The 25,861-nt window shown below is 39.3% G+C and carries 17 protein-coding genes, 1 pseudogene and 1 riboswitch; of the genes and pseudogenes, 9 read left to right on the top strand and 9 right to left on the bottom strand.

Annotated elements, in window-relative coordinates; all coding sequences use genetic code 11:
- Positions 1 to 256: 256 nt before the first annotated feature.
- A complete protein-coding gene (locus IR083_RS19520) occupies positions 257 to 838 on the bottom strand; it encodes a non-canonical purine NTP diphosphatase (RefSeq protein WP_006800353.1) in 582 nt (193 codons plus the stop codon).
- The gene (locus tag IR083_RS19515) at positions 835 to 2,037 is read right to left on the bottom strand and encodes a pyridoxal phosphate-dependent aminotransferase (RefSeq protein WP_006800354.1); all 1,203 of its coding nucleotides are present in this window, start codon (positions 2,035 to 2,037) and stop codon (positions 835 to 837) included. Before IR083_RS19515 ends, IR083_RS19520 begins: the two co-directional genes overlap by 4 nt.
- Before the next feature lie 992 nt (positions 2,038 to 3,029).
- Here IR083_RS19515 and IR083_RS19510 point away from each other — a divergent pair.
- The 6 genes from IR083_RS19510 to IR083_RS19485 all read left to right on the top strand — a co-directional run bounded on the left by IR083_RS19510 (position 3,030) and on the right by IR083_RS19485 (position 12,066).
- Positions 3,030 to 4,241 carry a hypothetical protein gene (locus IR083_RS19510; protein ID WP_194225561.1) on the top strand — a complete coding sequence of 404 codons (1,212 nt, stop codon included), beginning with the start codon at positions 3,030 to 3,032 and terminating at the stop codon, positions 4,239 to 4,241.
- A 14-nt stretch (positions 4,242 to 4,255) separates the two neighbouring features.
- Complete coding sequence (locus IR083_RS19505; RefSeq protein ID WP_194225560.1) at positions 4,256 to 5,413, top strand: hypothetical protein; 1,158 nt, start codon at positions 4,256 to 4,258, stop codon at positions 5,411 to 5,413.
- Positions 5,414 to 5,544: 131 nt separating this feature from the next.
- On the top strand, positions 5,545 to 6,672 hold the full coding sequence (locus tag IR083_RS19500; protein ID WP_006800359.1) for a hypothetical protein: 1,128 nt from the start codon (positions 5,545 to 5,547) through the stop codon (positions 6,670 to 6,672).
- Positions 6,673 to 6,887: 215 nt separating this feature from the next.
- Positions 6,888 to 7,064: riboswitch (cobalamin riboswitch) on the top strand.
- A 110-nt stretch (positions 7,065 to 7,174) separates the two neighbouring features.
- Positions 7,175 to 9,166, top strand: coding sequence for a TonB-dependent receptor plug domain-containing protein (locus IR083_RS19495; protein WP_194225559.1), 1,992 nt, complete (start codon positions 7,175 to 7,177; stop codon positions 9,164 to 9,166).
- Between the two features lie 83 nt (positions 9,167 to 9,249).
- Positions 9,250 to 10,929: a YncE family protein gene (locus tag IR083_RS19490; protein ID WP_194225558.1), complete on the top strand. Its 1,680-nt coding sequence runs from the start codon at positions 9,250 to 9,252 to the stop codon at positions 10,927 to 10,929.
- Positions 10,930 to 10,932: 3 nt separating this feature from the next.
- Entirely contained in the window at positions 10,933 to 12,066 is a 1,134-nt protein-coding gene (locus IR083_RS19485) for an ABC transporter substrate-binding protein (protein ID WP_194225557.1), read from the top strand.
- A 63-nt stretch (positions 12,067 to 12,129) separates the two neighbouring features.
- Here IR083_RS19485 and IR083_RS19480 read toward each other — a convergent pair whose 3' ends face one another.
- The 5 genes from IR083_RS19480 to IR083_RS19460 form a co-directional block, all read right to left on the bottom strand.
- Entirely contained in the window at positions 12,130 to 12,765 is a 636-nt protein-coding gene (locus IR083_RS19480) for a YiiX/YebB-like N1pC/P60 family cysteine hydrolase (protein ID WP_194225556.1), read from the bottom strand.
- A gap of 41 nt (positions 12,766 to 12,806) precedes the next feature.
- On the bottom strand, positions 12,807 to 14,831 hold the full coding sequence (locus IR083_RS19475) for a TonB-dependent receptor plug domain-containing protein (RefSeq protein WP_194225555.1): 2,025 nt from the start codon (positions 14,829 to 14,831) through the stop codon (positions 12,807 to 12,809).
- 132 nt (positions 14,832 to 14,963) lie between these two features.
- Positions 14,964 to 15,566, bottom strand: a complete 603-nt coding sequence (locus IR083_RS19470) for a hypothetical protein (protein ID WP_194225554.1) — start codon at positions 15,564 to 15,566, stop codon at positions 14,964 to 14,966.
- 98 nt (positions 15,567 to 15,664) lie between these two features.
- On the bottom strand, positions 15,665 to 18,076 hold the full coding sequence (locus IR083_RS19465; RefSeq protein WP_194225553.1) for a TonB-dependent receptor: 2,412 nt from the start codon (positions 18,074 to 18,076) through the stop codon (positions 15,665 to 15,667).
- Positions 18,077 to 18,152: 76 nt separating this feature from the next.
- Positions 18,153 to 18,554, bottom strand: coding sequence for a Fur family transcriptional regulator (locus tag IR083_RS19460; protein WP_194225552.1), 402 nt, complete (start codon positions 18,552 to 18,554; stop codon positions 18,153 to 18,155).
- Positions 18,555 to 18,901: 347 nt separating this feature from the next.
- Here IR083_RS19460 and mgtE point away from each other — a divergent pair, with 347 nt between their 5' ends.
- Positions 18,902 to 20,293 (top strand): magnesium transporter, encoded by a 1,392-nt coding sequence (mgtE, locus tag IR083_RS19455; RefSeq protein ID WP_194225551.1) that lies wholly within the window; start codon positions 18,902 to 18,904, stop codon positions 20,291 to 20,293.
- 116 nt (positions 20,294 to 20,409) lie between these two features.
- On the opposite strand, the gene IR083_RS19450 is transcribed toward mgtE, so the two are convergent.
- Positions 20,410 to 21,984, bottom strand: coding sequence for an NAD(P)/FAD-dependent oxidoreductase (locus IR083_RS19450; protein WP_194225550.1), 1,575 nt, complete (start codon positions 21,982 to 21,984; stop codon positions 20,410 to 20,412).
- 153 nt (positions 21,985 to 22,137) lie between these two features.
- Complete coding sequence (locus IR083_RS19445; protein WP_006800370.1) at positions 22,138 to 23,433, bottom strand: MFS transporter; 1,296 nt, start codon at positions 23,431 to 23,433, stop codon at positions 22,138 to 22,140.
- A 598-nt stretch (positions 23,434 to 24,031) separates the two neighbouring features.
- On the opposite strand from IR083_RS19445, the gene IR083_RS19440 reads away from it, so the two are divergent.
- Positions 24,032 to 25,222, top strand: a complete 1,191-nt coding sequence (locus tag IR083_RS19440) for an L-serine ammonia-lyase (RefSeq protein WP_194225549.1) — start codon at positions 24,032 to 24,034, stop codon at positions 25,220 to 25,222.
- A 223-nt stretch (positions 25,223 to 25,445) separates the two neighbouring features.
- Positions 25,446 to 25,861: pseudogene (locus IR083_RS19435) on the top strand (transketolase); the annotation flags it as partial.

Here is a 25,861-nt window from a genome sequence, read left to right as displayed (position 1 = left end):
ATAAGTTATTAAGTTGATTTTCATATGCGTTTCGCTTTCGCGCTGCAAAAGTACAAAATAAATATCTGATGTGCTATTTTAAATCATTAAAAATTCAAAGACTGCAATTTACCATAGTTATTCAGGGAATAAAGACTTTCGTTTCTGAAGAAAAAATAATTAGTAATATAAATATTTACTGACACATCATAGATTGTAGCGACGAATCGTATTGCCCCTGCATCAGCTTCAAAAAAAATACAACATTGGTTTTTAATCAGATACTTTCCAAAAAACGGCACAAAGCTTTTACTGCCAAAGCCCGATGACTTATATTATTTTTAACATCACTTCCCAACTGGGCAAACGTTTCGGTATACCCAACAGGCATAAAAATGGGATCATATCCAAATCCTGCCGATCCTTTTTCTTCTGAAATTATTTCCCCATCAATTTTCCCGTCAAAAAGATATTCCTTTCCATCCAGAATCAACGCTATAACAGACCTGAAACGGGCCCTACGGTTTGTAATGCCGTCCAGATTAGCCAGTAACTTCTTCATATTGGCTTTAGCATCATGCCCATCTCCGGCATAACGGGCCGAATAGACGCCCGGCGCACCATTCAAGGCTTCTACTTCAAGCCCCGTGTCATCACCGAAACTGTCGTAACCGTATTTCTCTTTCACATAGCGGGCTTTTATCAAAGCATTTTCTTCCAGTGTTTCACCCGGTTCGGCTATATCTTCATGGCAACCAATCTCTTTAAGACTGAGTATTTCAAATTTATCTTTTACAACTTCTCTGACTTCCTCCAGTTTATGAGCGTTATTGGTAGCAAAAACAAGTTTTCTTTTCATTTCTTTTTCAACGCATTATAAGTCTCCAATGCCTTCTCCAATACCGTAAGGGCATTTCCCAGATCTTCCTTATTAAGAACATAGGCTATACGAACTTCATTTTTCCCCAATCCGGGCGTTGTATAAAATCCTGAAGCCGGAGCCATAAACACTGTCTGCCCTTCATATTCAAAATCGGACAGACACCATGCGCAAAACTCATCGGCATCATCGACAGGCAGGCGTGCGACCGTATAAAAAGCACCCATAGGGATAGGCGAATAAACTCCCGGTATACGGTTCAGGCGGTCGATAAGAAATTTCCGTCTTTCCACATATTCATCGTAAGTATCGCGGAGATAATCGGGACTGGCGTCCAGCGAAGCCTCTGCTGCAATCTGCCCGATAAGCGGCGGACTTAGACGCGCCTGACAGAATTTCATCAGAGTCTTCCGTAATTCCTTATTTTTAGTGATCAATGCACCTATACGGATACCACATTCACTATATCTTTTCGAGACCGAGTCTATCAGCACCACATTATCCTCGATACCGACAAGATGACAAGCCGAAATATATGGTGAATTGGTATAAATAAACTCCCGGTATACCTCATCCGAAAACAGATAAAGATCATGCTTCTGTACCAGATGTTTTATCTGATTCATTTCGGCACGGGAATATAAATAGCCCGTCGGGTTGTTCGGATTACAAATCATAATCCCTTTTGTGCGTTCATTTATGAGTTCTTCAAACTTTTCAACCGGGGGCAAAGCAAACCCTTCTTCAATAGAAGAAGATACCGTACGGATAATCGCTCCGGCAGATACGGCAAAGGCCATATAGTTGGCATAAGCAGGCTCGGGAACAATAATTTCATCTCCCGGGTTGAGGCAGGCCAGAAATGCAAACAACACAGCTTCGGAGCCTCCGGTAGTAATAATTATATCGTCAGCCGATACATTTATATTATACTTTGCATAATAACCAACCAGTTTTTCACGATAAGAGCGGTATCCATCGCTGGGACTATACTCTAGTATAGTGCGGTCGATATTGCGTATCGCCTCAAGCGCTTCTTCGGGAGTAGGCAAATCGGGCTGTCCGATATTCAGATGATATACTTTCAAGCCCCTGGCTTTAGCCGAGTCGGACAATGGAGCCAATTTCCTGATGGGAGAATTCGGCATTTCTATTCCTCGTTGCGAAATATGTGGCATAATACTATTTTAATATATATTTTATTTTCAACAAGGCGCAAATATACGAATTTTACTTATGAGTCATAAGTTATAAATGACGAATTATGAGGACTTCCATATATTTATCTTTTACCTGTTTCCTCAATAGAATTACCAATCTAATTTAACATTAACATTTGAGTGTAAAGCTATACAGTATAAAGGCGGAAAGTTGCATAAACAAATAATTGTTTAAATCTACGTGCCTATTACAAAATATGAAAAAACAAACAATATATAGCCCTACAGAACACAGGAAAGACTTTCTCCCTTTTTTAATATTCTTAAAATATATTTGTTAAATCAAATTTTTATCTTTTACTTTGCAATTCATGCACAAGACAATTTATACTAAGATAAATAAAAAAATAATGCACATTTCCCTGCCAAATAATACAGTTATGGGCTCTCTTTTTCTATCTGGAAATTTGGGAGTTAGCATTATTTTGCTAGAGAGAGAGAGAGAGAGAGAGAGAGAGAGAGAGAGAGAGAGAGAGAGAGAGAGAGAGTAAACTTTATGGCTTAACCCTTAATACAAAAAAACTCACATTTCTTGTTTCCCATTTTAAGCAAGCGGTATTATCATGCGCGTACAACACCAGTATGTGTATGCATACGCATATTCTAATTTATTTCTCAAATAAAAACAAACATTTTATATTTTATTTTATTCCTAAATTTTCTTTTTTAGTCGCAAAAAGGAGAACCAGCCAACCTGTAACCATCAATATATTTAAAATCCGATGCATGGTCGAAGATCTAGATAGATTTTCAAGAAAAATCTTCGATAAGTCTTTGTCTTTATTCTTATTGTCTTCAACCTATATTAAATCGCTTGGGAAAGTAATTTATATACCCCTTATCGCTTTATCAAGATCGTACATCGGATTTTTAACACACATTACACACTCAAGACAATATTTTCACACAAACATCAATGAAACAACAATTTCAAATAATAGAAACGACAGATGAAAACAAATTTTACAACAAAACTAATATTGCTATGCACCTCTACTCTTCTATGTGTAAAATCACAGGCTCAGGTTACAATTGGTTCAAATACACATCCTGAACCATATGAAATATTGAGAATAGATGGCAACAATGACAAAGGACTACGCCTATCAAGACTAACCCAAACAGAACGGGACGACTTAACAAATACAACAATAAGCATTTCTCCACAAAAGAAAGATGCAGCTAAAGGGCTTACCATATACAACATCACATATAACAGGATCGAGTTCTGGGATGGAAATGAATGGCGTATACTATCCGGTTCTTTCTCATTTTCCAATGGATTAAATCTTTTAAATACGGCCAATCCCCAAAAAGCCCGATTGGGCGGAACTCTTATCGAAGAAACCCTTATCAACCAACAAAGCCACACTCTGGCATTCAAAACCGAAAAAGGAGCGTTGTCTATAAACACAGATGCTTTTTTTGTAGATAGCCTAAGTGTAAAAGCTAACAACATCGACAGATTCTATATAGATACCGTATTAACGGTAGATAACAGAAATGAAATATCCATAAATACCGGGAAATCGGGACTATATGTAAACAACAGTGTATTGAATATAATAAACGATCAAACAAAAATAAACGGGCACTTACAATATAAAGACGGTAACGAAAACTTAGCCGTAACCGGAAAAGATATAATACTGAGGGCGAAAGATAATACAGGGAAAGCCAATTGGGAGCAGATGGAGCCATCCGTTTTAAATAAACCTTTTACTATAAACAGAGTATCCGGAAGCCCGAATGGCCCATCCGGCACAAAGTTTACAGTTGACACATGGACTGAGATTACCGACAACCAAATTTTACCTGCAGGAAAATGGCTTATATTCGGTCGTTTTGCAGCATATTCCAACAGGAGGACGGATGCTAGTAGTGGTGATAACGCAAATTATATGAGTTTTCTTCGTTTGGTCCGAGAAGATTCCGGTGGAGATGTAGTTTTGTACTCTTCTATGACCTTGCCGGAACGAAAGACTACTGGCGGCAATGAAAACTACGGGTCATACAGTGTACCTCAAATGGTTTATTTTCTGGATGCGGCAAATGCGGCTTCTTATCGTATAGATTTTAAAACAAAGAAACCTGACACATGGCACTCAACCCATTCAATGTTAGGCGATCAGTACTTTTATGCAATAAGATTAAATGATTAAAACAAACTATCATTATGAAACTACAGATATACACATCTTTTTTACTATCACTCTTTTTTGTAACAATAACATGCCAGGGACAGGTTACCGTTGGTTCAACAGCAAAGCCTGAAGATTTCTCATCTCTTCAACTTAACAGCAGCAATGGAGGTCTGCGCTTACCCCAATTATCGGTAGGGCAGAGAGACGCTCTTGTTATAGATGGAACTAGCGCCGGCCTGATAATATATAATGAGACAAGCAAAGCCATTGAATATTGGGATGGCCTAAAATGGTCGATGCTGGGAGATACGATACGAGTATATAATGGAATTCATAAAGATGGAGACATTGTGAAACTCGGCGGAAACCTAGAGAAAGCCACGATGGTAAATCTGAATAGTAAAAATCTGGAATTTGCTACCGGCGCGGGTAACCCCGGAGGATTCTCCGTAAATGATACGGTTTTTGTTGTAAATGGTAGGATTGTCGGGTCCAAACCATCTTCATATACAATAAACAAATCAGCTCTAAAGGTCAAGGAGACAGGCAGCAAAGTATCGATAGAAAATCAATTGAAAGTAAAAGTAAAAAATGATAGTATGCTTGTCCGAAACGACAGTGTAAATATACATGGCCAGCTATATTATGATAACAACAAAAGCGACATCAACGGAAAGGTACTTATTTCCAAAGCATCCGGTGTTGCTTTTTGGGGTAAGCTAAAACCGGATCTGATATTGGGTAAAACTTATCTTAAAGGCAAAATTAAAAAGGCGGGAACAGGTACAAGCACTGTCTGGATCCAAAATACAAGTCAAAATATAAGTGGCCCATGCATTTCCGACACACTGACACTCACTCCGGGAAAATGGCTTATATTCTCTAAATTTGCAACAAAGACGAACTATGCATCTCAGAAGATGTTTACCTGGTCCCATATATTTATTCCGGGCCAAACAGTGCCGACAGCAACTATCGGCGCCGATGTAGAAGACGCAACGTCAACATCGTCACCTGAACTAACTTACCTGATCGATGTATCTGCTAATACAAAAATCTGTGTTGTAGCCAGTTCATCCAACAATCAGACATGGCTGGTAGAAGAAGATGGTACCGGAGCAGCCAAGGTAGAGTTCGGAGAACCTTATTTTTTTGCTATTATGATAGAAGATTATAATGAAGACGAATAACACCTTATTATATATAATAGAAAATAAAATCTTTTAAAGAAGATATACATATATAAAATGAATATATATGATCTTTGAAAAATAAGCCATAGTATTTTGATATAATTTACAAACACAAAACTATTTACATTATGAAACATAGATATATCCTTATTCCCATTTTTACAATATTAGCCATAGGTTCTACCAAAGGACAAATAGTTATAGGGACGGATAAAGAACCCGAGAAATTCTGTATTGTAGAAGTAGAAAGTAAAAAAGGAGGTATACGTCTACCGAGAATACCAGATACCAATAAAAATAATATGATAACAACACACTCATTAACGAGTAATCCTGAGTCTGCGGGGCTGGTTATCTATAATTCAACGAATAATATTATCGAATTCTGGGACGGTAACAAATGGGTAGCTTTGTCAAATAAGATATCAGGGGCAAACGGCTTAACAGATACCAATGGCAAAGAGCTATGGCTAGGAGGTAAGCTCGATGATAACACAACTGTACAACTGAATAACAACGAATTGAAGATACAGCATAATCCTGCTGCAAAATTTATTATCAATGATACAATGGTTGTAGTAAACAATAAGATTGTGGACATACGCGTCGCCCGGGAATTTATGGTTAACGATACGGTTATAAGTATAAAAGGAAAGTATGTAGATATGCGACCGGCCATCTTATCTATTAATAACAATACATTCAGTATGAATGAAAGCGGAAGAACCAGAATGACCGGAACGTTCCAGTATACAGATGGCACCCAGGATCAAGGACATCTGCTTACAGCCAATAATAAAGGTGATGCATACTGGGGAGCATTAAGGCCTTTAGGGACTGTAAAGTCAACTTCAATTAACAACAACAAAGGTTTTGCCAGTAGCACAGTACAGGTATCTGACGGTATGCTTGAATTGCCTGCCGGACAATGGCTGATATTTGCTAAATTCAATTCGAACATGAATGCCTCACTTACAGGAATGTATCATTGGATATTATTATCTTCAAAAACACCGAGTCAAAGCAGTTACACCACCATATCCAGAGCCGGAGCCAATCCAGAGAAGAAGACTGCCGGAACGGGTATAAAGTCATATGCCACTCCATTTATATTACATTATGTAAACATAAAGGAGAAAACTCAATATATTATACAGGCTGGCACCAGTAACGCAGGCAATTCGGCTACTGTATCCGAAACATGGATAGGTAATTCTTATTTTTATGCACTGCGAATTGATATTCCGACCGACTAATAAACAGAAGTTGAAATATAGATAAAAAAACATTTCAATTTTAGTTTTGCTTTTTCAAAACAATCTTCCATCTCAAATATAAGAGAGGTTGCCTTTCTTATGTTTGAGATTTTTATGAGTTCTTCCTCTATATCACATTCTCTCTTATTCCTGATAAGCTCTATAATACTCCTCACAAATAATTATCGCAAAAAAGTAAATCTTCTATAATATTGTGTATCTTTGCACTACTTTGTTCCATTAAGGATGAAAAGGGAATCAGGTGCAAATCCTGAACAGACCCGCTGCTGTAAGCTCTGGGAATGTTTGTATCAAAATACCACTGTTGCAAAATGGGAAGGTGATATAAGCAAGAGTAAGTCAGAAGACCTGCAAAGTAAATATTTTCGACAGCTTTCGAGGAATAAGGCTTAAGAAACATGCGTAAAAGAATTCAATTACCTTTCTTTTTCTTTGTTCTTATCGGATGCTGCAATTATACTAAAAGATATATTTTGCATAGATGAGAATTTTATTTTCTGCCTTTTTATTTTTTTGTTCTTTCGCTTGTACATCCTTACTGGCCCAAACAAATGATAGTATCAAGACACAAAAACTATCGGAGGTAGAAGTATCTGCACATATAAAGCCATCGGCTGCCCGTTCAACCACACCGCTGCAAGTGATAGACAACGCCGAAATGGAACGGATCGGCATACTATCCGTATCGGATGCTGTACGCAGATTCTCGGGCGTCAGCATAAAAGATTATGGAGGTATAGGTGGCATGAAAACGGTATCTATCAGAGGTATGGGGGCACAGCATACAGCAGTAAGTTATGATGGAATAACAATGAGTAATGTACAATCCGGACAAATAGACATAAGCCGTTTTTCTCTGGATAATGTCTCTATGATTTCTTTATCGATAGGACAATCCGATGATATTTTTCAATCCGCAAGGTCTTATGCTTCCGCCGGAGTACTCCAGATAACAACATTACAACCGGCTTTCGATACTAAGCGAAATACATTAAACACAGGGGTCAAAACGGGATCATTCGGACTATTAAATCCAATGGTTTACTATGCCCATAAAATTAACGAACAATTTTCTATTTCCGTTAACAGCGGATGGGAACGGGCAGACGGCAGATATAAATTCACATATAAAAATGCAGAACAGACCGAGGAACGAAAAAGAAGAAATTCTGACGTAAGTATCTGGCGTACGGAGCTTAATTTATATGGCAATTTGGGTAAAGGTGGAAATTTAAATTTCAAGGTGAATTATCTGGATTCGGAAAGAGGCCTGCCAGGATCGGTAATTTTTTACAAAGACGATAATGATGAACGAGTATGGAATAAGGATCTTTTTGCCCAAGCCTATTACAAAAACACGCTTTCGCATAAACTGGAACTAAAGGCACAGGCCAGATTTAGCCGTACATATTACAAATATTTTGCTCTAAATAACAATATATCAGGCAGCAAACAAGAAGACCGCATTACCCAGTTTGAATATTATGCCTCTGCAGGGATTTTATATAAGCCAATAGAGGATATCTCCATAAGCCTTTTCGAAGATGTATTTCAAAACCGTCTTAACAGTAATTTTACTGATATAGACAGTCCCTCCCGAAATTCATCCCTAACCGCATTAGCCGCACAATATAATAATAAACATATCACTATTACCGGTAGCCTGTTGGCTACATATGTAAAAGAGGATGCCAAATCGGGAGAAGTTCCTGATAATAAGAAGAAGATAACTCCATCTATCAGCCTCTCTTACCTACCTTTTTTAAAGACAAACATAAGATTACGTGCATCTTATAAAAAAATATTCAGAGTGCCTACATTCGACGATATGTATTATATCAGAATGGGAAATATCAACCTAAAACCAGAATATGCTACTCAATACAATACCGGATTGACATGGGTTGGGAAAATATCAAACAAAGTTGATCTTATAAGTATATCTGCTGATGGATATAAAAACAAGGTAGACGATAAGATTGTACCCTTCCCGACTATGAATATTTTCAAAATGCGTAATTATGGAAAAGTAGACATGACCGGATTAGATATTAATACACGCCTGCATAGTGAGCTTTGCAGAAAGTTATCTATCGAATTAACCGGAAATTACAGCTACCAGAAAGTTATCGACATTACTGACCAAGAAAGTAAAAATTATAGAGACCAGATACCGTATACTCCGCGACACTATGGTTCAGGTGCTATAAGCCTGGAGAACCCATGGATAAATATAGCTTATACTTTAATCGTATCGGGTAAGAGATATGCATTGGATCAGAATATACTTGATAATGAGATAGAATCATATACAGATCATAGTATTTCTTTAAATAAGTCTTTTGATATAAATAAAAGTAGATTACGGGTGCAGCTCAATCTGATTAATTTATCTAATAAAAACTATCAGATCATTAAGTATTATCCTATGCCGGGGCGGTCATTTACTTTATCAGCTAACTATCGTTTTTAAATTATATAGAACAGTAGCATACTGTTAAGTTGTAATAACATATTATTAAATACATTCTTTTACTTAATAAAATATTATCTATTATGAAAATGAATAAATTATTCAATGTTCTCTGTTTAATCTCGCTACTAACTTTTTCTTTTATATCATGTAGTGATGATGACAATGATTTTTTTAATTCTGTTGAAACTCTCCCTACGGATATAGCTTTTCTGGACGTAAATTTGAAAGGTGGCGAAATTAGTGGTGATTTAACATGGAAAAAGCCAATCAATACATCTGAACTTTCGTCCATTGTTATTTATGCCTCAAATGACGGCACTACAAAAGAAGCAAGAATAGATGAAGTATCGATTGATAAAGAGAAATATACTATAGAAGCAAGAAACTATACTAAATATCTCCTGCTCGTCCCTAAAAACAAAAAAGATGTAGAAGGATCTACCTTTGCCAAGGTAGAAATAAAGGACGAAACCGGTAATAACGTTGTCACTGATCTGACATTTGAGGATACAGATTATACAAAAGACAAAATAGCAGGAAAGTTATCATGGACCAAGGCTTCCGGACACATTAATCTTTCAAAACTGATAATCTATACCTCCGAAGATGGCACTATCAAAAAAGATAAACTAGCTGAAGTAAATCCGGATATTGAAGAATATACTATAGCAAGCCGTGATTTGAGCAAATACTTCATAGTCGTTGCTACTGATGCAACAGATACAGAAGTCGAAGACTTTGCCAAAATTGAAGTAAAAGATGCTTACGAAGTTTCGGGAGTATATATTCTAAACAGCGGAAAGATGGGAAATAACAACTCAAACATCTCATTCTACAATTTCCTTACAACAGAATTTAAAACTAAAGTATTCGAAAGCGCAAACGGAACAAGTCTGGGAGATACAGGCCAGGATATGGTAGTATACGGATCTAAAATGTATATCGCCGTTTATGGCTCCGGAGTTATATACGTAACGGATAAGCAAGGAAAGAAACTGGCAGCTATCGAATCTGTAAAAGGAGACAAAAAACAGCAACCTCGCGGACTAACCTCATATGAAGGGAAAGTATATGCAACTCTCTATGATGGCTATCTTGCAAAAATAGACACCACTAAACTGGAAATTGAAAGCCAAGTAGCTGTAGGACGTAATCCTGAATATGTACGTGCGGCAAATAATAAACTATATGTCGCCAATTCAGGTGGCTTGGATTATAATACTCCTTTAGGATACGACAAAACAGTTTCGGTTGTAGATGTTGCTACATTCAGAGAGACTGAACAAATTCCTGTAGTTATTAATCCTGATAAAATGGCGGTTGATAGCGAAGGGGATATATATGTAATTTCGAACGGAAATTATAGTAATGTACCTAATACTCTGCAAAGAATTGATGCAACCACGCATAAAGTAACCAGTGTTGGTAATGCAACTTGGATGAGTATGAATAACGATAAGTTATATATCATTTATTCGCAATACGATGCCAATTGGAATCAGGTAGTCAGCTACCATGTTTTTGATGCCAAGACAGAGAAGATGCTGACAGATAAATTCATAACAGACGGAACAACAGTAAATAAGCCGTTTTCTATCAACACCGACCCTGTTAATAACTATATATATATCGGTACATCGGACTATACCAATAATGGAGACATGTACATCTTCACCGCTGATGGTAAATTAGTTAAAAAATTAGATACCGGAGGTCTTAATCCGGCAGGTGCATATTTTGCAAGCTGGATAATCAGATAATATATGAAACTCTTAAATATCACACTACTCTTTTCTATTATCCTCATTCTGGCGGGCTGCAATAATCGCAAGCCTGCCGGACAGGATAATATTAAGCCGCAAACGGGATACACTGTCTATTATGCCAAAGGCTTTCAGGTAAAAAAGTATGATGAATATACTACCGTGTCGGTGCGTGATCCCTGGGATACCACGCGCATGCTGCAAACATATGTGCTGGTGGCAAAGAATAAAGATTTACCCGCAAATCTTCCTAAAGGCACAATTGTAAGAATACCTTTGGAAACTGTGGCAACATATTCCACCATCCATTGCTCTACGCTGAACGAACTGGATGCAGTGAACCTGATAAAAGGTGTATGTGAACCTCAGTATATAAAGCTATCCAATATACAGGATGGTGTAAAGAGCGGGGCAATAGTAGATTTGGGGATGGCCAGTAAACCCGATACCGAAAGATTGATCATGCTCAGCCCTGATGCTATCTTTGCAACTCCCATACAAGGCTGGACATACGGTAGCATAGAAAAAGCAGGAATTCCCATTTTGGAAACGACCGATTATACCGAATCGCATCCGCTTGGACGTGCCGAATGGATACGCTACTATTCTTTATTTATCGGGAAGGAGCAATTGGCTGATTCGCTGTTCGCCATTACCGAAAAGAATTATAATGCCGTTAAAGACGCTGTGGCCGGAACGGCAAACCGACCTTCCGTATTTACGGATATGCGTTATCAGAACAAATGGAACATGCCCGGAGGAAAAAGTTTTATGGCAAATATGTTATCCGATTCGGGGGCATCGTATTGCTGGTCTGATGATAACTCGACAACTTACATGCCTTTGGCATTCGAATCGGTGTTAGACAAGGCGGGTGAAGCAGATTTCTGGATAATCAAATATAACTGGCCTAAAGATATGACATACCAAAGCCTGGAAAAAGAATATAAACCTTATTCCCATTTCAAGGCATTCAAAGGAAAAAATATATACGGATGCAATACGGCATATTCAAGTTATTATGAAGATTTACCTATCCATCCGGATTATATATTAAAAGATATGGCGTATATATTCCATCCGGAACTCTTCGCCGGATATACGCCGAAATATTATAAGAAAATCGGAGAGTAAATGTATATAGGTTTGTAAAAAGACTGTGGTCAGAAATTCTGCCACAGTCTTTTTCTTTATGTATCAATAATAATGAACGATATCGATCACATATGAGCTTGACATAGCCCCCGGATTAATACCCGGTTCACCCTCGGGAATTGGTAAGTTGTACTTCCCGAAATACTCCTTCCAGCCGTCCGTTACCTCTTCGGTATCAGCAGATTTGAAAGTCATCGTATTCAATGGAAATACAGGAATACCGTGATTTGCCCTGAGCAGAATTTCATAAATAAGCTCCGAACAATAATACTTATCATTACCCAGGATAAATCCATCATCATAATCTTTGCCTATAAGGGCTAACCCTTCACTTAATGCATCAGGAATACTGTGCCTGTATTCTTCTTTCAGCCGCCCCACGACCGATTTGGGATAACAGCCTTTTCCCCCGGGATACAGATAATCATTCAAAGGTGCCTTTGCTACTTTGGGACGGGTAGCTTCGATTACATAGACACTGTCATTATCGTCGATATAAACGATACCTACATGCGTAAACTGATAATCTCCAATACTGGCTGTTACAGCTTTAATCGTACTGTCAGTCCCACTTGCGCAATCTTCCTGAAAAATCAGGTCTCCACTCTGGAGCTTGAAATCTTCGGCACACAAGGTCATGCCTGATAAAAAGAGAACCATTAATAATATTGCTTTCATATAATTATATAGAAGAAAGTTCTAACTATTCTTTGGCATTACTATCTGAAAGTATAACTGATACCTCCCATTAGCCAGAAACCTGCCTGAGGTATATTTCCCCTATCGAAGTAATGCGTATCATAGAGATTATTCAAATTCAGATTGAATACCACATCTTTGTATTCATAGTTCAATTTTAGGTCAAGAGTTGAAAATGCAGGATAATGCTCATCACCCACTTTTACCAAATTTTCATATTTTTCGTAAGTGCCCATCCGCTTTTGGAAGCGAAAATACCAGCCGGCCGAAAGCCCTTTATATATCTGATGATTGAATTTTGCCGTAAACTTATCCCGCAAATAGTTCAGCGAATAGATGGATATGAGGCCTTTCGTGTCTCCATCCTGATGCATACGGGTGTAATCCAAAGCAAGGGACGATTCTTCTCCCAATGCGGGAAGTATATCTCCGATACGGAATTTAGCTCCCATTTCCACACCTTTAGTATCTATCTTACTCAAATTCCAGGAAGTCCATTTTTCGTCTGTTGGCTTCTCCTTCACCCAGTCTATAACATCACGCCCCCACAAAAGAAATCCTGTGACATAAGCGCTAAAGAAAGATTCATTATACTTCACGCCAAGCTCCAATGATTCAGATTTTTCAGGTCTCAGGTCGTTACTTACATCATGTGTCTCGGTTTCATAATATAGATCTGTAAATGTGGGCATACGTGTTGACTTACTCCACGACGACGATACATTTATCTTATCCGAAGGACGATAAGTAACGCTCACCGATGGATAGAACTTATATTGATTGTCTCGTAATGTATTATGATTCATCAGTGCCCCGGCAGATAACACAAACCGTTCTATACTATATGTGTGTTCCAGTGATACACTGGTATTAGTCCGGTCATCATATTTCGTATACTTGCGGTGTGGCTCAACCATAAGTGTCCCTAGCTTAGTACTCATAATATCTTCCCTGCGTATTTCACCCCCAAGGCTGGTATTCCCAAACTTCGACTTGTATGAGAAGATAAGGTTAGCCCCGTAAGTATCGCTGCGGTGATAATTCCGCCCGTAATCTGTATCTTTCACCAGATCGAATTGGTCGTGATGCCTGTTCCAATAAATTATAGGAACTATTTTTAACTTGGAACCGAACTCTCCTTTCAACGAGCCCATATATGTACTGGTGCGTTCGTACTGATTTGGAAACTTAGGAGAATAGAATGTATTGGCCCCATACTTTTTATCATTATAACCCAGCTGCAGATCCAGTTTAGATTCATTTTTCAGTCTGAAGCGTGTTTGCCACAATACATTGTATATATCATAATCACTATTCGTAATATAGCCGTCCGAAGAATTATAACCTACCGACAGGCTATTGGTTGCCATACCCGTTTTTGCCGTACCACGCACTTCCATTCCCCGAAGTTTGTGCATACCCGATTCCACACTGGCATAAGCTTTATAATCTGCATTCTTTTTGGTAATGATGTTGATTCCTCCTGAGAAGGCACTTGAACCGTAAATGAGAGCCGATGGACCATGAATGATCTCAATACGTTCAATGTCGGAGAGGTTGATGGGAATATCGAAACTGTAGTGCCCTGTCTGGGCGTTTGAAAGGTTTACTCCGTTGAGGAGTACTGCATTTTGGTCAAATGATCCGCCACGGATCGAAATATCGGCTTGTACACCGTGCCCGCCTCTTTGAATTACGTCTATGTTAGCGGCGTAAACTAACAGATCCTGAATACTTCGGACGGGTGACTGCTCAATTTGCTCTTTTGTGATTACTGTAACAAGTTTAGCAGTCTGGTTGACTGGAGTCTCTACCCGGGATGCCGTGACCATTACTTCATCGAGTTCCTTTTCCAATACTTTTTGCTGCTCACCATCAGAGGTAGTCTGCGCGGTAATTGTAGATACAGTGAGGAATGAAATAGCACAGCCTCTCACCACTCCGATGTTTACAATCCGGTGCATACTATTAAATGCACTGTAGGCCTTCCGGACAAAGCGTTTGAAACGGTAGACCGATCTTTCCTTAAAATGTTTTCGATTCATTTTTTTAGAATTTGTTAATAAAATAAATTGTCGCCGCAAAAGTACGGATTATAGATAAAGTTACCGAGAATAAATGCATAAAAAAAGCATGAATCTGAATAAGGCCCATACTTTCAATCATTTAATACATTGTTATTCCTGTCCTACCCTTACATCATACAATGTCTTCCGGTTCATCAGTATAACTTTGTAATCCATAATAGAATCTCCATTCCCGGCTTTATCTATCACTGCCACTTTCATATCATAAATCTTTTGAGTTAAGACCAGCGTGTCCATTACCAGCTTATCTCCATCTTTACGGGTTCGGGTAATGGTATCGGGTATCTGAACCAACCTGTTACGATATACTGTTATATCTTTTTGATTAAATATCATTTGTCCCAGTCTGACTACCGGCATAATGGAGTCCTTTACACTTTCCCGTCCTCTCTTATCTTTATATTCAGGATTTATTTCCACTTTAAAGGTGGATAAACCCTCATTATCGGTAAACCGGGCATATATATACATCCATTTAGTGGCTATTACCGTATCCATTCTATTTGGATTTTCATTGAGGCTATCATTTATCCTGACTACCAGATTACCGTACATCAGCGTATCATTCTTATTAATCCGTACATCTGATATTGCAGGTGGTTCTGTCTCATCATCTTCAACCTTTGCACATGATGAAAAATACAGACCGGTCAGCAGAATAAGCGAAACGATAAACAAGCAAAAATTTCTCATTATATATTAAGTGAATTTGTAACCACGAAAATACGATAAAGTTACGAGTTACAGGTCACCGCCAACCGTTTTTTTAGATTATTGACAATCCGGGATTATCAGCCATTGAAGGGAATACGTAAAAAGACTTGTATGTTCCTGCCCGGCTCGGGTATATTCAACCGGCGATAAAGGCTCATATGATTGAGATAACGGGTATTGAATATATTTTGTACCTGCAAATTGAAATTGACCGCAAACTTAGGAGTAAAACGATAATCGAATCCCGCGCCTGCATTGAATAAACTGGCACCCTCTGTTTTTGCTTCATCAAAACCTACCCGGCTTTGCTTCGCATACCATTGATGGGACGCCGATAATTGATAATATGTCAGACCTTTCCTTTTACCTGTATCCTTTAAGTATTTTATCTCATTAGTCATGCTTAAAGGCGGAGTGAAAGGCAGGGGATTATGGTCATCCAGATTCTTATTCAGCACAAAACTGCCTGCTGACGATAATTCCAATTGCCTCAACAATAACCATGTGACCTTATACTCTGCTCCTGTGAATATTGCTTTTGCCTGAGAATATTGAAAAGGCTTATCATCATAAAGCGATACAGGCGTTTCCTCCACAGGCTGCAAAAAGATAAAATTGGAGTAATAATTTACAAAGGGACTAAATTCAACGGAGAAGTCCGCCTTATTATCATAGCTTAAACCTAAATCCAAAGTATAACCGTTCTCTGCTTTCAGATCAGGATTGCCTATCTCGTAACGGAATGCGGCGTGGTGCACACCATTTGCTGCAAGCTCATTCGCCGCAGGAAACCTGAAAGTTTTGGAAATATTTGCCTTATATGTAAAACCTTCTGATGAACGTGGTGTATATACCAGCCCTGCACTTGCCGACCAGCTACCAAAGTTACGGTCTACATCGTAAGCCCGTTGGGCATATTGTTTCACTATATCTTCGCCGTATCCCTGTTCTTCAAGGTAGGTAGCTAAGGTATTATCATAAAAGCCTGTGACGTCCATGTTTCCGTAATCGTATCTGGCTCCGGCCGAGAGCAGCCATTCATTTGTAAAACGGAATGTATTTATGAAAGATAATCCGCCTGATATCTGATTGTAACGCGGCAGGAAATACTCAAAGCCCCCTACCCTGTTTTGTTGATATTCTACGCTCGCTCCGATTGTTTTTGTCCAATTCTCCTTTTCATCCAGGAAAAGACGGGCATTGGACGAATATGTTCTCAATTTGAAATCTACTGCAATATCATCATCTGCCTCCGGTTCGGCCTGCCCTTCATAATGCTCGTGAAAATGTTCGTACTCACGCCGATGATTATATTGATAGCCTGTATTTACAGACAAGCGGAATGCCGATGTTTTCCACTCTGTGTTATTCGTTACCGCAAAATGATTTGCAGTAGCATATGGCAATGCTATATTCCGGTGCGAATTATCTATATCGTGATCATGGTCGTGGTCGTGATCGTCATGGTCACCGTCTTCGTGATCATGATCAGAATGATCTTCCTCCAATTCAAAAAGTCCGGTCTTTTGGTAGTTGTTACTTACATTCAGATAAGTGGTCACATTCTTTTTCCTGAAACCGACCGTTCCCGAAAGAGAATATTCCTTTCCTGCAGAATTGGGTAAACGCTTGTCCGGAAAAGCAATTTCCTGCGACTCATAGTCCGCTTTTTCGGCGGGCAGCCTGTAGTCTGCATAATCTTTATAATTGTAAGCACCTTGCAAAAACCAGTTGCCTTTCTGCCACCTGGCAGTAAGCCCTGCACCATACAAATCATTGTTTGAAGCACCATACAATTGAGCTTCACCTTTGAAGAAATCAGTATTCTCAAATCCATAAGGCTGGATTTCGATTGCTGTTGTAGTACCCGAGCCTAACAATAATGAGCTTGGCCCCTTATAAATAGTTGCATTATACATATCCAACTGACTCACATCTATGCCATGGTCGGCGCCCCATTGTTGATTCTGCAGCCCGACACCTCTGTTTATCACAGTTACCCTATTGCCACTCAGTCCTCTTATCACTGGTTTTGAGGTACCTCCGCCTATATTCATGGTAGTCACACCCGGTAAAATACTTAGCAACTTATTGAACGACGTAGATGGTTTATCGTAATCTGTACGCCTGACTATGACTCGACTTCTTACCCCGGCAGATACCTCTATTTCGCTCAATTCTACGACCAAAGGTCTTAAGCGAATATTGAGAAGTGTATCATTATGCAATGCTACATATACCGTATCTGTTTTATATCCTATATAGTTTATAAGAAGAGTATAGTTATCATCTTTTAAATGACAAAAACTAAAAATACCGAGACTATCGGTCAGCTCGCCTACAGGCGTATTTATTATCGAAACGGCAGCTCCTTCTATAGGGTTTCCTGTATTTTGGTTTGTCACCTTTCCTGATATTGCACAGGTTGATTGGGCTGAAAGCTGAAGATAAATAATAGAGAAGAATAGTATAAATAAAATCTTTTTCATGAGAGTCATTCGACTTTTTTATTACTGTGTAAATATTTTTTTTGATTCCCTTATAATTTAATTGCCGGCTAAAGCCTTACCTTTTACAATCGGGACATGTGCCTTCAAGCAAGACCTCTACAGAATCTACAGAAAATCCTTTTGGCATAGTAACAGGTGCCTGAACCTCTGCCTCGAGACATGTTACCGCATCACATTTTATACAATGAAAGTGAGCATGCTCTCCTTTGGGCAAAGCCTCATTATTAAGAGCATATTTAACCGTAGAATCGTGTAAGACAATACGATGGATAATACTTTTCTCCTCCAGTGTCTTCAATGAACGGTAAAATGTAACCCTATCGAATAAATCCGGCAAAGCTTTTTTAATTTCATTCTCCGACAAAGCAGAATCATTATTAAGTAACTCACTGATTATAAATTTACGGCAACCTGTATTCTTCAGATTGTGAAGTTTTAATATTTGTTCGGCATCCATATATGCAATATTTTTACAAATGAAACAACATTGCAAATATAACACTATTTCATTTAAAAACATTCGAAAGAATAGAAAAAATTCAAAAAATCTCAATCCGAACCACTAACTACTTCACATAGATAGATAAAAATATTTCACAGAAATAAACAATTTCTTATAAAAAATCCGCCTTCGGGTTTTGATACTGCAAAAAAACATTATCTTTGCAGCCGCATTTCGCAAGCGGAAAATGACGTTGCTGATAATATCAATAATACTACAGCTTGTGAAAACCAATTCATCCCAAAAACAGAATCGTTGACAGAACTGTTTTTGTATTATCCACCTTATAATTTATCTTATGGATGAAGGAGAATATCGAACAACTAACAGAACAAACCAAGCTTCTGATTGAAGCAGGTGATGTAGCCATGCTGCGCATCTATCTTGACGATCTGAACATCTCGGATGTAGAAGATCTGATTGATGAACTACCTGAGTATGCTCCATTGATTATTACGACTTTAAGTATCAACAGAGCAGTAAATGTATTCAGAATATTAGATGTCCCCACCCAGGAACGTATTATCATAAAACTTCCGGGACAGAAAATATCAGAAATTATTAACGGCCTCCCGCCGGATGACCGCACGGCATTCTTTGGAGAACTAAAAGATCAGGAATTACAGCACCGCCTGATATCTCTACTCCCTCCCGAAGATAGAAAAGAAGTATTTACGCTCCTTTCATATCCGGAGGACAGTATAGGGCGTATGATGACACCTGACTTTCTTGCGATATCCAAAGATTATACGGTAGAAGAGGCATTGCAGTATATTCGTAAGAATGGAAAAAACTCTGAAACAATTGATGTAATCTATATCCTCGATGATAAGGGTGTATTGATTGATGACTTACGGATAAAAGAACTACTGATCAGCGATCCAAAAACACCGATTACCGACCTTATGGATGGGCGGCTTATTTCCCTGAATGCCCCGGATCCTGTAGAGGAAGGTATTAAGATATTTAAGATGAACAACCGCGTAGCCCTTCCGGTAATAGATTCGGGTGGTATTTTACTAGGTATTGTCACCATCGATGATATCCTCTGGGTTGCTGATGAAGAATATTCAGAAGACATGCAGCGAATGGGGGGTACATCGGCTCTGGACGAACCTTATCTGGATTTACCCGTCCACAAACTGGTATGGAAGCGCGCCGGCTGGTTGGTTATATTATTCATAGGGGAGTTACTCACAGCCTCGGTAATGCAATATTATGAAGAGCAATTGGCACAAATGATTGTACTGGCATTGTTCCTTCCATTGATGATTTCGAGCGGCGGTAATAGCGGCTCTCAGGCTTCTACCCTCGTTATACAGGCTATGGCTACCGGAGAAGTAAAAGTCCGGGACTGGTGGAGGGTGTTCCGTCGCGAAGTAGTATCGGGCCTCAGCTTGGGTATTATACTGGGCGTTATAGGCTTTTGCCGTATCTATATCTGGCATCTTATATTCCCAAATCTTTACGGAGAGCACTGGATTATGGTAGGTTCTACTGTATCTCTCGCTCTGATAGGCATTGTACTTTGGGGCTCGCTGATAGGCTCTATGCTGCCATTTATCCTCCGGCGTCTTGGCGCCGATCCGGCAACATCATCCGCTCCATTTGTGGCCACAATAGTAGATGTTACGGGATTAATGATATATCTGACCATCGCCAGCTGGATATTCGGCCCATTAATGAATGGTTAGACTAAGCGTGTCATAGTTTAAAAACATACCTATACCATTAAGAGTCTGCTTAAATTTTATAACTCGCAGCATGAAAATAGCTGCGAGTTATAAATTTATATGGTTTAGTTATATCTTCAGGCAGGGTTATTACCTCCGTTCATTTTCTCGGCTAATGCCTCTGCGCAACGTTCCCCATCCATAGCTGCGGAGACAATGCCCCCTGCATAACCAGCCCCTTCACCACAAGGATAAAGACCCTCTATTCCCACATGCTGCATTGTCTCTCTATCACGCAGAATACGGACAGGCGAAGAAGTCCGGCTCTCTACTCCTAAAAGTATAGCTTCATTTGTCAGATAACCTTTGTAACTATTCCCCACTTTCCTAAATGCTTCTTGCAAACGCACAGAGACAAATTTTGGCATCCATTCGTGCATCGGTGATGATACTACTCCGGGAGCATAAGATGTATCGGGCAGAGATTCGCTTTTCTTGCCATTCACAAAATCATATAGTCTTTGTGCTGGAGCTACCTGCGTTTTTCCACCATGCAACCATGCCAGTTCTTCCAAATCTTCTACAAATTTCAATAAGGACAACTCATCGTATTTTGCATATTCCGGAAAATCTTCGGGATGAATTTCAACCACAACACCTGAATTAGACCAGCGGGAGCCGCGGTTAGATGGCGACATACCATTTACAACCACTTGTTTAGGACCACTAGCCGATGGAACTACAGTCCCCCCAGGACACATACAGAAAGAATATACACCACGGCCTCCGGCCTGAACAACAAAACTATATTCGGCCGCAGGTAAAAACTCTCCTCTTCCCTCCTGACAATGATATTGTATCTGATCTATCAGATGTGACGAATGTTCGACACGGAATCCAACGGCCAAACCCTTAGCCTCTATTTTTATTTTTTGGTCATACAACATATAATATACATCGCGTGCCGAATGACCTGTGGCAAGAATAACTTGCCCAAAAAATGCTTTTCCATTATTCGTTTCTACTCCTTTTACCGTATTATTATCAATTATGAGTTTATCCATACGGGTTTCGAAGTGCACTTCGCCTCCAGATAATATAATCTGTACACGCATTTTTTCTATAATACCCGGTAATCTATCTGTTCCTATATGCGGATGTGCATCAACAAGTATAGACGGCTCTGCACCATGCTGACAAAAAACATTTAAAATCTTTTCTACACTACCTCTTTTTTTACTACGGGTATATAATTTTCCATCAGAGTATGCTCCTGCTCCGCCTTCTCCAAAACAATAGTTCGATTCGGGATTTACAACATGCTCCCGGTTCATCAATGCCGTATCGCGTTTCCGGTCCCGGACATTCTTTCCTCTCTCGATTACAACAGGACGCACCCCCAATTCGATCAACCTCAGTGCTGCAAACAAACCGGCAGGCCCTGCCCCAACAACGATAGCCTGCGGACAGTCCTTTACATTCGGATAATAAGTACTTACAAAATCCGGATCATTTTGCACTTCTTCCACATATCCCCTAACCCTGAGATTTACAAAAATACTCCGCTGCCGGGCATCTATCGAACGGCGGAGAATACGTACCGAGTTTATATCTTTAAGAGGAATACCGGATTGAGAAGAAAAAATGCATCTTACTTTTTCAATATCTGACGCCTGTTCTGGCGTAATGCGTAAGTCTATATCTTTTTGCATGAATCATTTATTAATTTGAGAGTACAAAGGTATATTTTTTAATGATGAGTTATAAACTCTAATTTATGAATTATATCAAGTGATTATAAAAGAATCGGCAGCAAACATTTCTGCCTGCCGCCGCTCTATATTTTAGTAAGTCTTCCTGAAATATTATTCTACAGGAATATCTTTATTTACATTCTTACTTCCGATAGCTGAATAATACAACATATAAGCCAATCCGGCGAATACAACCCAGTAACTGGTCATGTATCCTGCACCGTCAGCAATTGCATTTTGAAGAAGTGGCAAGAAACCTCCACCACAAACCAGCATCATAAAGATACCTGATGCCTTGGCAACATATTTGCCCAATCCTTCTACTGCCAGGTTGAAGATACCACCCCACATTACAGATGTACAAAGTCCGCACAATACTAAGAACATAGCATTGATAGGCACCTGAGTCATACCAAATGAAAGAGCTCCTGTGGCAGGGTCTGTCATAAATACAGGCATGGAAATATTTTGAGTTGTAGGTAAAATGATTGCTGATAGCACCAATACTAAGCCCACTGCCGAAGCAATAGTAAGCATCACTTTACTGGACACTTTCCCTCCGATAACGCCACCCAAGAAACGACCAATCAACATCAGGAACCAGTAAGTACCAGTCACAAATCCGGCTGTAGTTCCATCAAGACCACCACCCTGAGTAGCATCAGCTAAGAATAAATTCAATGTTCCCGGAATACCAACTTCGATACCTACATAAACAAAAATCGCTATAGCACCTAATTTGAAGTGACGAAACGATAATGCACTATATTGATCCTTAACTCCTTTGTTCTCTTCTTTTGCCATGTGAGGCTCAGGTATCTGAACCATAGACAATACGATGAATGCAAGAGCAAAAATAGCCATTGCCACATACATCACAGGATACACATCTGTGATATTAGCTTTTGCTACTTCACCGACTAAAGCACCTACCAATATAGGTACCAATGTAGCACTTAACGAATTGAATGTCCCACCGATCTGTATCAACTGGTTACCTTTCTTTCCACCGCCACCGAGCGTATTCAACATCGGGTTTACAACAGTATTCAGCATACACATTGAAAATCCGGCAACGAATGCACCTAACAGATACACAACGAAACTTCCGGCACCACCTGAAAGATATTGGATTCCGACTCCTACAAAGCCAACAGCGACAGCAATCAGGGCAGTTTTCTTATATCCGATTTTTGATAACAAAATACCGGCAGGAATACCCATAAAGGCATATGCTATAAAGTTTGCGAAGTTACCCAACATACCCATGGCATTAGAAACTCCGAATTGATTTTTCAATACAACCCCCATCGGTGCTGCAAGATTCGTTACAAATGAGATCATCGCAAACAGGAAGATCATCATAATAATAGGTAACAAATAATTCTTTTTCTCAGTACTACTCATAATATCACTTTAGTTATTAATTTAAATTATTCTTTATTAAATCGCTTTTAGTGTTCAGACCTCACTTCAGGAGTTGTCAGGGAGTAATTAAATCATAAAAAATCAATTACCCCCTGATTAACTCCAAGATACAATTTCGGAATGTATCTCAATTCATGGTTATAAAGGCTAAGTGAAGATTGTTTTCGCAAAAACGTTGTAAAAATACTTATACATTTTGAGCTTCTGTTGTCAAAAAACGTGTTGTACAACATAGAAATTTATATTTAGATATCACTTCTTTTTATTAGCAAACATTTTCTTTTTTTATTAAGGTAAATTTGACTATTTTTATTACTTCAAATGGATAAAAAATAATCATTTGGATATTAATGAATTAATACATTTTTACTATCAAATAATCATAGATAAAAAATATTAAAAATAATAAATCATAGAATTCATTAAAGTTTGTATTAAATTGGTAGTACTTTATTTATAAAGAAACCAGCCGGAATATGTTTAACAATATTTAATACGACACTTTCTCTATCAGGAATTCAGTTTGACAATATGAGTACGATCAACTAAAATATATTATACAAAATAAAGTAAACCAATGGAATCTATTCGCAATTTGTACAAGATCGGTCACGGCCCTTCGAGTAGTCACACAATGGCTCCTCAAAAAGCAGCTCAGAAATTTAGAGACGAAAACCAATATGCCGACTCATTCAGGGTCACATTATACGGAAGCCTTGCTGCAACTGGTAAAGGACATATGACAGATATTGCGATAATAAATACACTACTACCTTTTTCGACCGAAATAGTATGGAAGCCCGAAATAGTTCTGCCTTACCATACAAACGGAATGAAATTCGAAGCTATCGTTAAAAAGCAGCCGGTAAAGGAATGGATAGTATACAGTATAGGCGGCGGAGACTTATCTGACGGCACATCCGAAACCAAGAAAGAGATTTTGTACGACAAAAGCACCATGAAAACAATATTGGAATGGTGTCAGCAAACCGGCAAAACATTCTGGGAATATGTCGAAGATACTGAAGGTAAAGACATTTACGATTACTTGCTGACTGTATGGAAAACGATGGAAGCTGCTATACACCGAGGAATGGATGCCGAAGGCCTTCTTCCCGGAGGTTTAGGACTGCAACGCAAATCGTCCATGTACAGCATAAAAGCGAAAGGCTATCAGGGCTCTATGAGAAGCCGCGCCTTAATATACTCCTATGCACTTGCCGTATCGGAAGAGAATGCCAGCGGAAACATTATTGTGACAGCGCCTACATGCGGTTCCTGCGGTGTACTCCCTTCTGTTTTATACCATCTGAAAATGAATCACGACTTCAGTGATCAAAAGATAATCAGAGCACTGGCTACAGCCGGATTGATAGGTAACATAGTAAAAACAAACGCCTCTGTGTCAGGAGCCGAAGTCGGTTGCCAGGGAGAGGTGGGCGTCGCTTGCGCTATGGCCGCCGGAGCAGCTTGCCAACTATTCGGAGGCTCTCCGCAACAAGTCGAGTATGCTGCTGAGATGGGACTGGAACATCACCTGGGACTTACCTGCGACCCTATATGCGGACTAGTTCAGGTACCTTGTATCGAACGTAATGCCTTTGCTGCTGCACGGGCTTTGGATTCTTGTTCATTTGCCATGCTATCGGACGGAAAGCATCTTATCAGTTTCGATAAGGTTGTTCGCACGATGCAGCAGACCGGGCATGATTTACCTAGTCTTTACAAGGAAACGTCCACAGGCGGTCTTGCTGTAAATCTGGAGTAACTAAATAGCAGAACCAGTAGTTGTGTATATCTTCAATAAAACTGATTAATAGCATTTTACAGAAGATAAAAACCGTAACCTCCTTTATATCTTATTGTAGACCGGGCACAATATAAACATCTGTATAGCTTATATTTATATAACATTTCATATACTTTAGTTTCAATATACAGGCTTATTTCCTACTTTTGTACATATGTAAATTAATTACCTTATATAACCAATGACACCAATCAAATTATTAAACAAAGCAGCGGACAACATCCGCATCCTATCGGCCTCTATGGTCGAGAAAGCCAAATCGGGCCATCCCGGAGGCGCCATGGGCGGCGCCGATTTTATCAATGTGCTTTTTTCTGAGTTTCTGGTCTATGACCCGAAGAATCCGCAGTGGGAAGGCCGTGACCGCTTCTTTTTAGACCCCGGGCATATGTCCCCGATGCTGTATTCCACCCTTGCCCTGGCCGGTAAGTTCAGCATGGAAGACCTCCAGGGCTTCCGCCAGTGGGGCAGTGTAACACCGGGCCATCCCGAAAGAGATATCCTGCGTGGCATCGAGAATACCTCCGGCCCGCTCGGACAAGGACATACCTTTGCCGTGGGAGCAGCCATCGCCGCCAAGTTCCTCAAACAACGCTT

It is taken from the genome of Dysgonomonas sp. GY75, from assembly GCF_015234155.1.
Lineage (GTDB): Bacteria > Bacteroidota > Bacteroidia > Bacteroidales > Dysgonomonadaceae > Dysgonomonas > Dysgonomonas gadei.
Note: the sequence above shows the minus strand (reverse complement) of the source record. Positions and strands in the feature narration are given on the sequence as shown.

Excerpts from the sequence above, each read along its gene's own strand:
- IR083_RS19480 (WP_194225556.1), bottom strand. The coding sequence starts at position 12,765 with ATGAAAGCAATATTATTAATGGTTCTCTTTTTATCAGGCATGACCTTG.
- IR083_RS19445 (WP_006800370.1), bottom strand. The coding sequence starts at position 23,433 with ATGAGTAGTACTGAGAAAAAGAATTATTTGTTACCTATTATTATGATG.
- IR083_RS19505 (WP_194225560.1), top strand. The coding sequence starts at position 4,256 with ATGAAACTACAGATATACACATCTTTTTTACTATCACTCTTTTTTGTA.
- IR083_RS19470 (WP_194225554.1), bottom strand. The coding sequence starts at position 15,566 with ATGAGAAATTTTTGCTTGTTTATCGTTTCGCTTATTCTGCTGACCGGT.
- IR083_RS19515 (WP_006800354.1), bottom strand. The coding sequence starts at position 2,037 with ATGCCACATATTTCGCAACGAGGAATAGAAATGCCGAATTCTCCCATC.
- IR083_RS19520 (WP_006800353.1), bottom strand. The coding sequence starts at position 838 with ATGAAAAGAAAACTTGTTTTTGCTACCAATAACGCTCATAAACTGGAG.
- IR083_RS19465 (WP_194225553.1), bottom strand. The coding sequence starts at position 18,076 with ATGAAAAAGATTTTATTTATACTATTCTTCTCTATTATTTATCTTCAG.
- IR083_RS19450 (WP_194225550.1), bottom strand. The coding sequence starts at position 21,984 with ATGCAAAAAGATATAGACTTACGCATTACGCCAGAACAGGCGTCAGAT.
- IR083_RS19475 (WP_194225555.1), bottom strand. The coding sequence starts at position 14,831 with ATGAATCGAAAACATTTTAAGGAAAGATCGGTCTACCGTTTCAAACGC.
- IR083_RS19440 (WP_194225549.1), top strand. The coding sequence starts at position 24,032 with ATGGAATCTATTCGCAATTTGTACAAGATCGGTCACGGCCCTTCGAGT.
- IR083_RS19510 (WP_194225561.1), top strand. The coding sequence starts at position 3,030 with ATGAAAACAAATTTTACAACAAAACTAATATTGCTATGCACCTCTACT.
- IR083_RS19495 (WP_194225559.1), top strand. The coding sequence starts at position 7,175 with ATGAGAATTTTATTTTCTGCCTTTTTATTTTTTTGTTCTTTCGCTTGT.
- mgtE (WP_194225551.1), top strand. The coding sequence starts at position 18,902 with ATGAAGGAGAATATCGAACAACTAACAGAACAAACCAAGCTTCTGATT.
- IR083_RS19460 (WP_194225552.1), bottom strand. The coding sequence starts at position 18,554 with ATGGATGCCGAACAAATATTAAAACTTCACAATCTGAAGAATACAGGT.
- IR083_RS19500 (WP_006800359.1), top strand. The coding sequence starts at position 5,545 with ATGAAACATAGATATATCCTTATTCCCATTTTTACAATATTAGCCATA.
- IR083_RS19490 (WP_194225558.1), top strand. The coding sequence starts at position 9,250 with ATGAAAATGAATAAATTATTCAATGTTCTCTGTTTAATCTCGCTACTA.
- IR083_RS19485 (WP_194225557.1), top strand. The coding sequence starts at position 10,933 with ATGAAACTCTTAAATATCACACTACTCTTTTCTATTATCCTCATTCTG.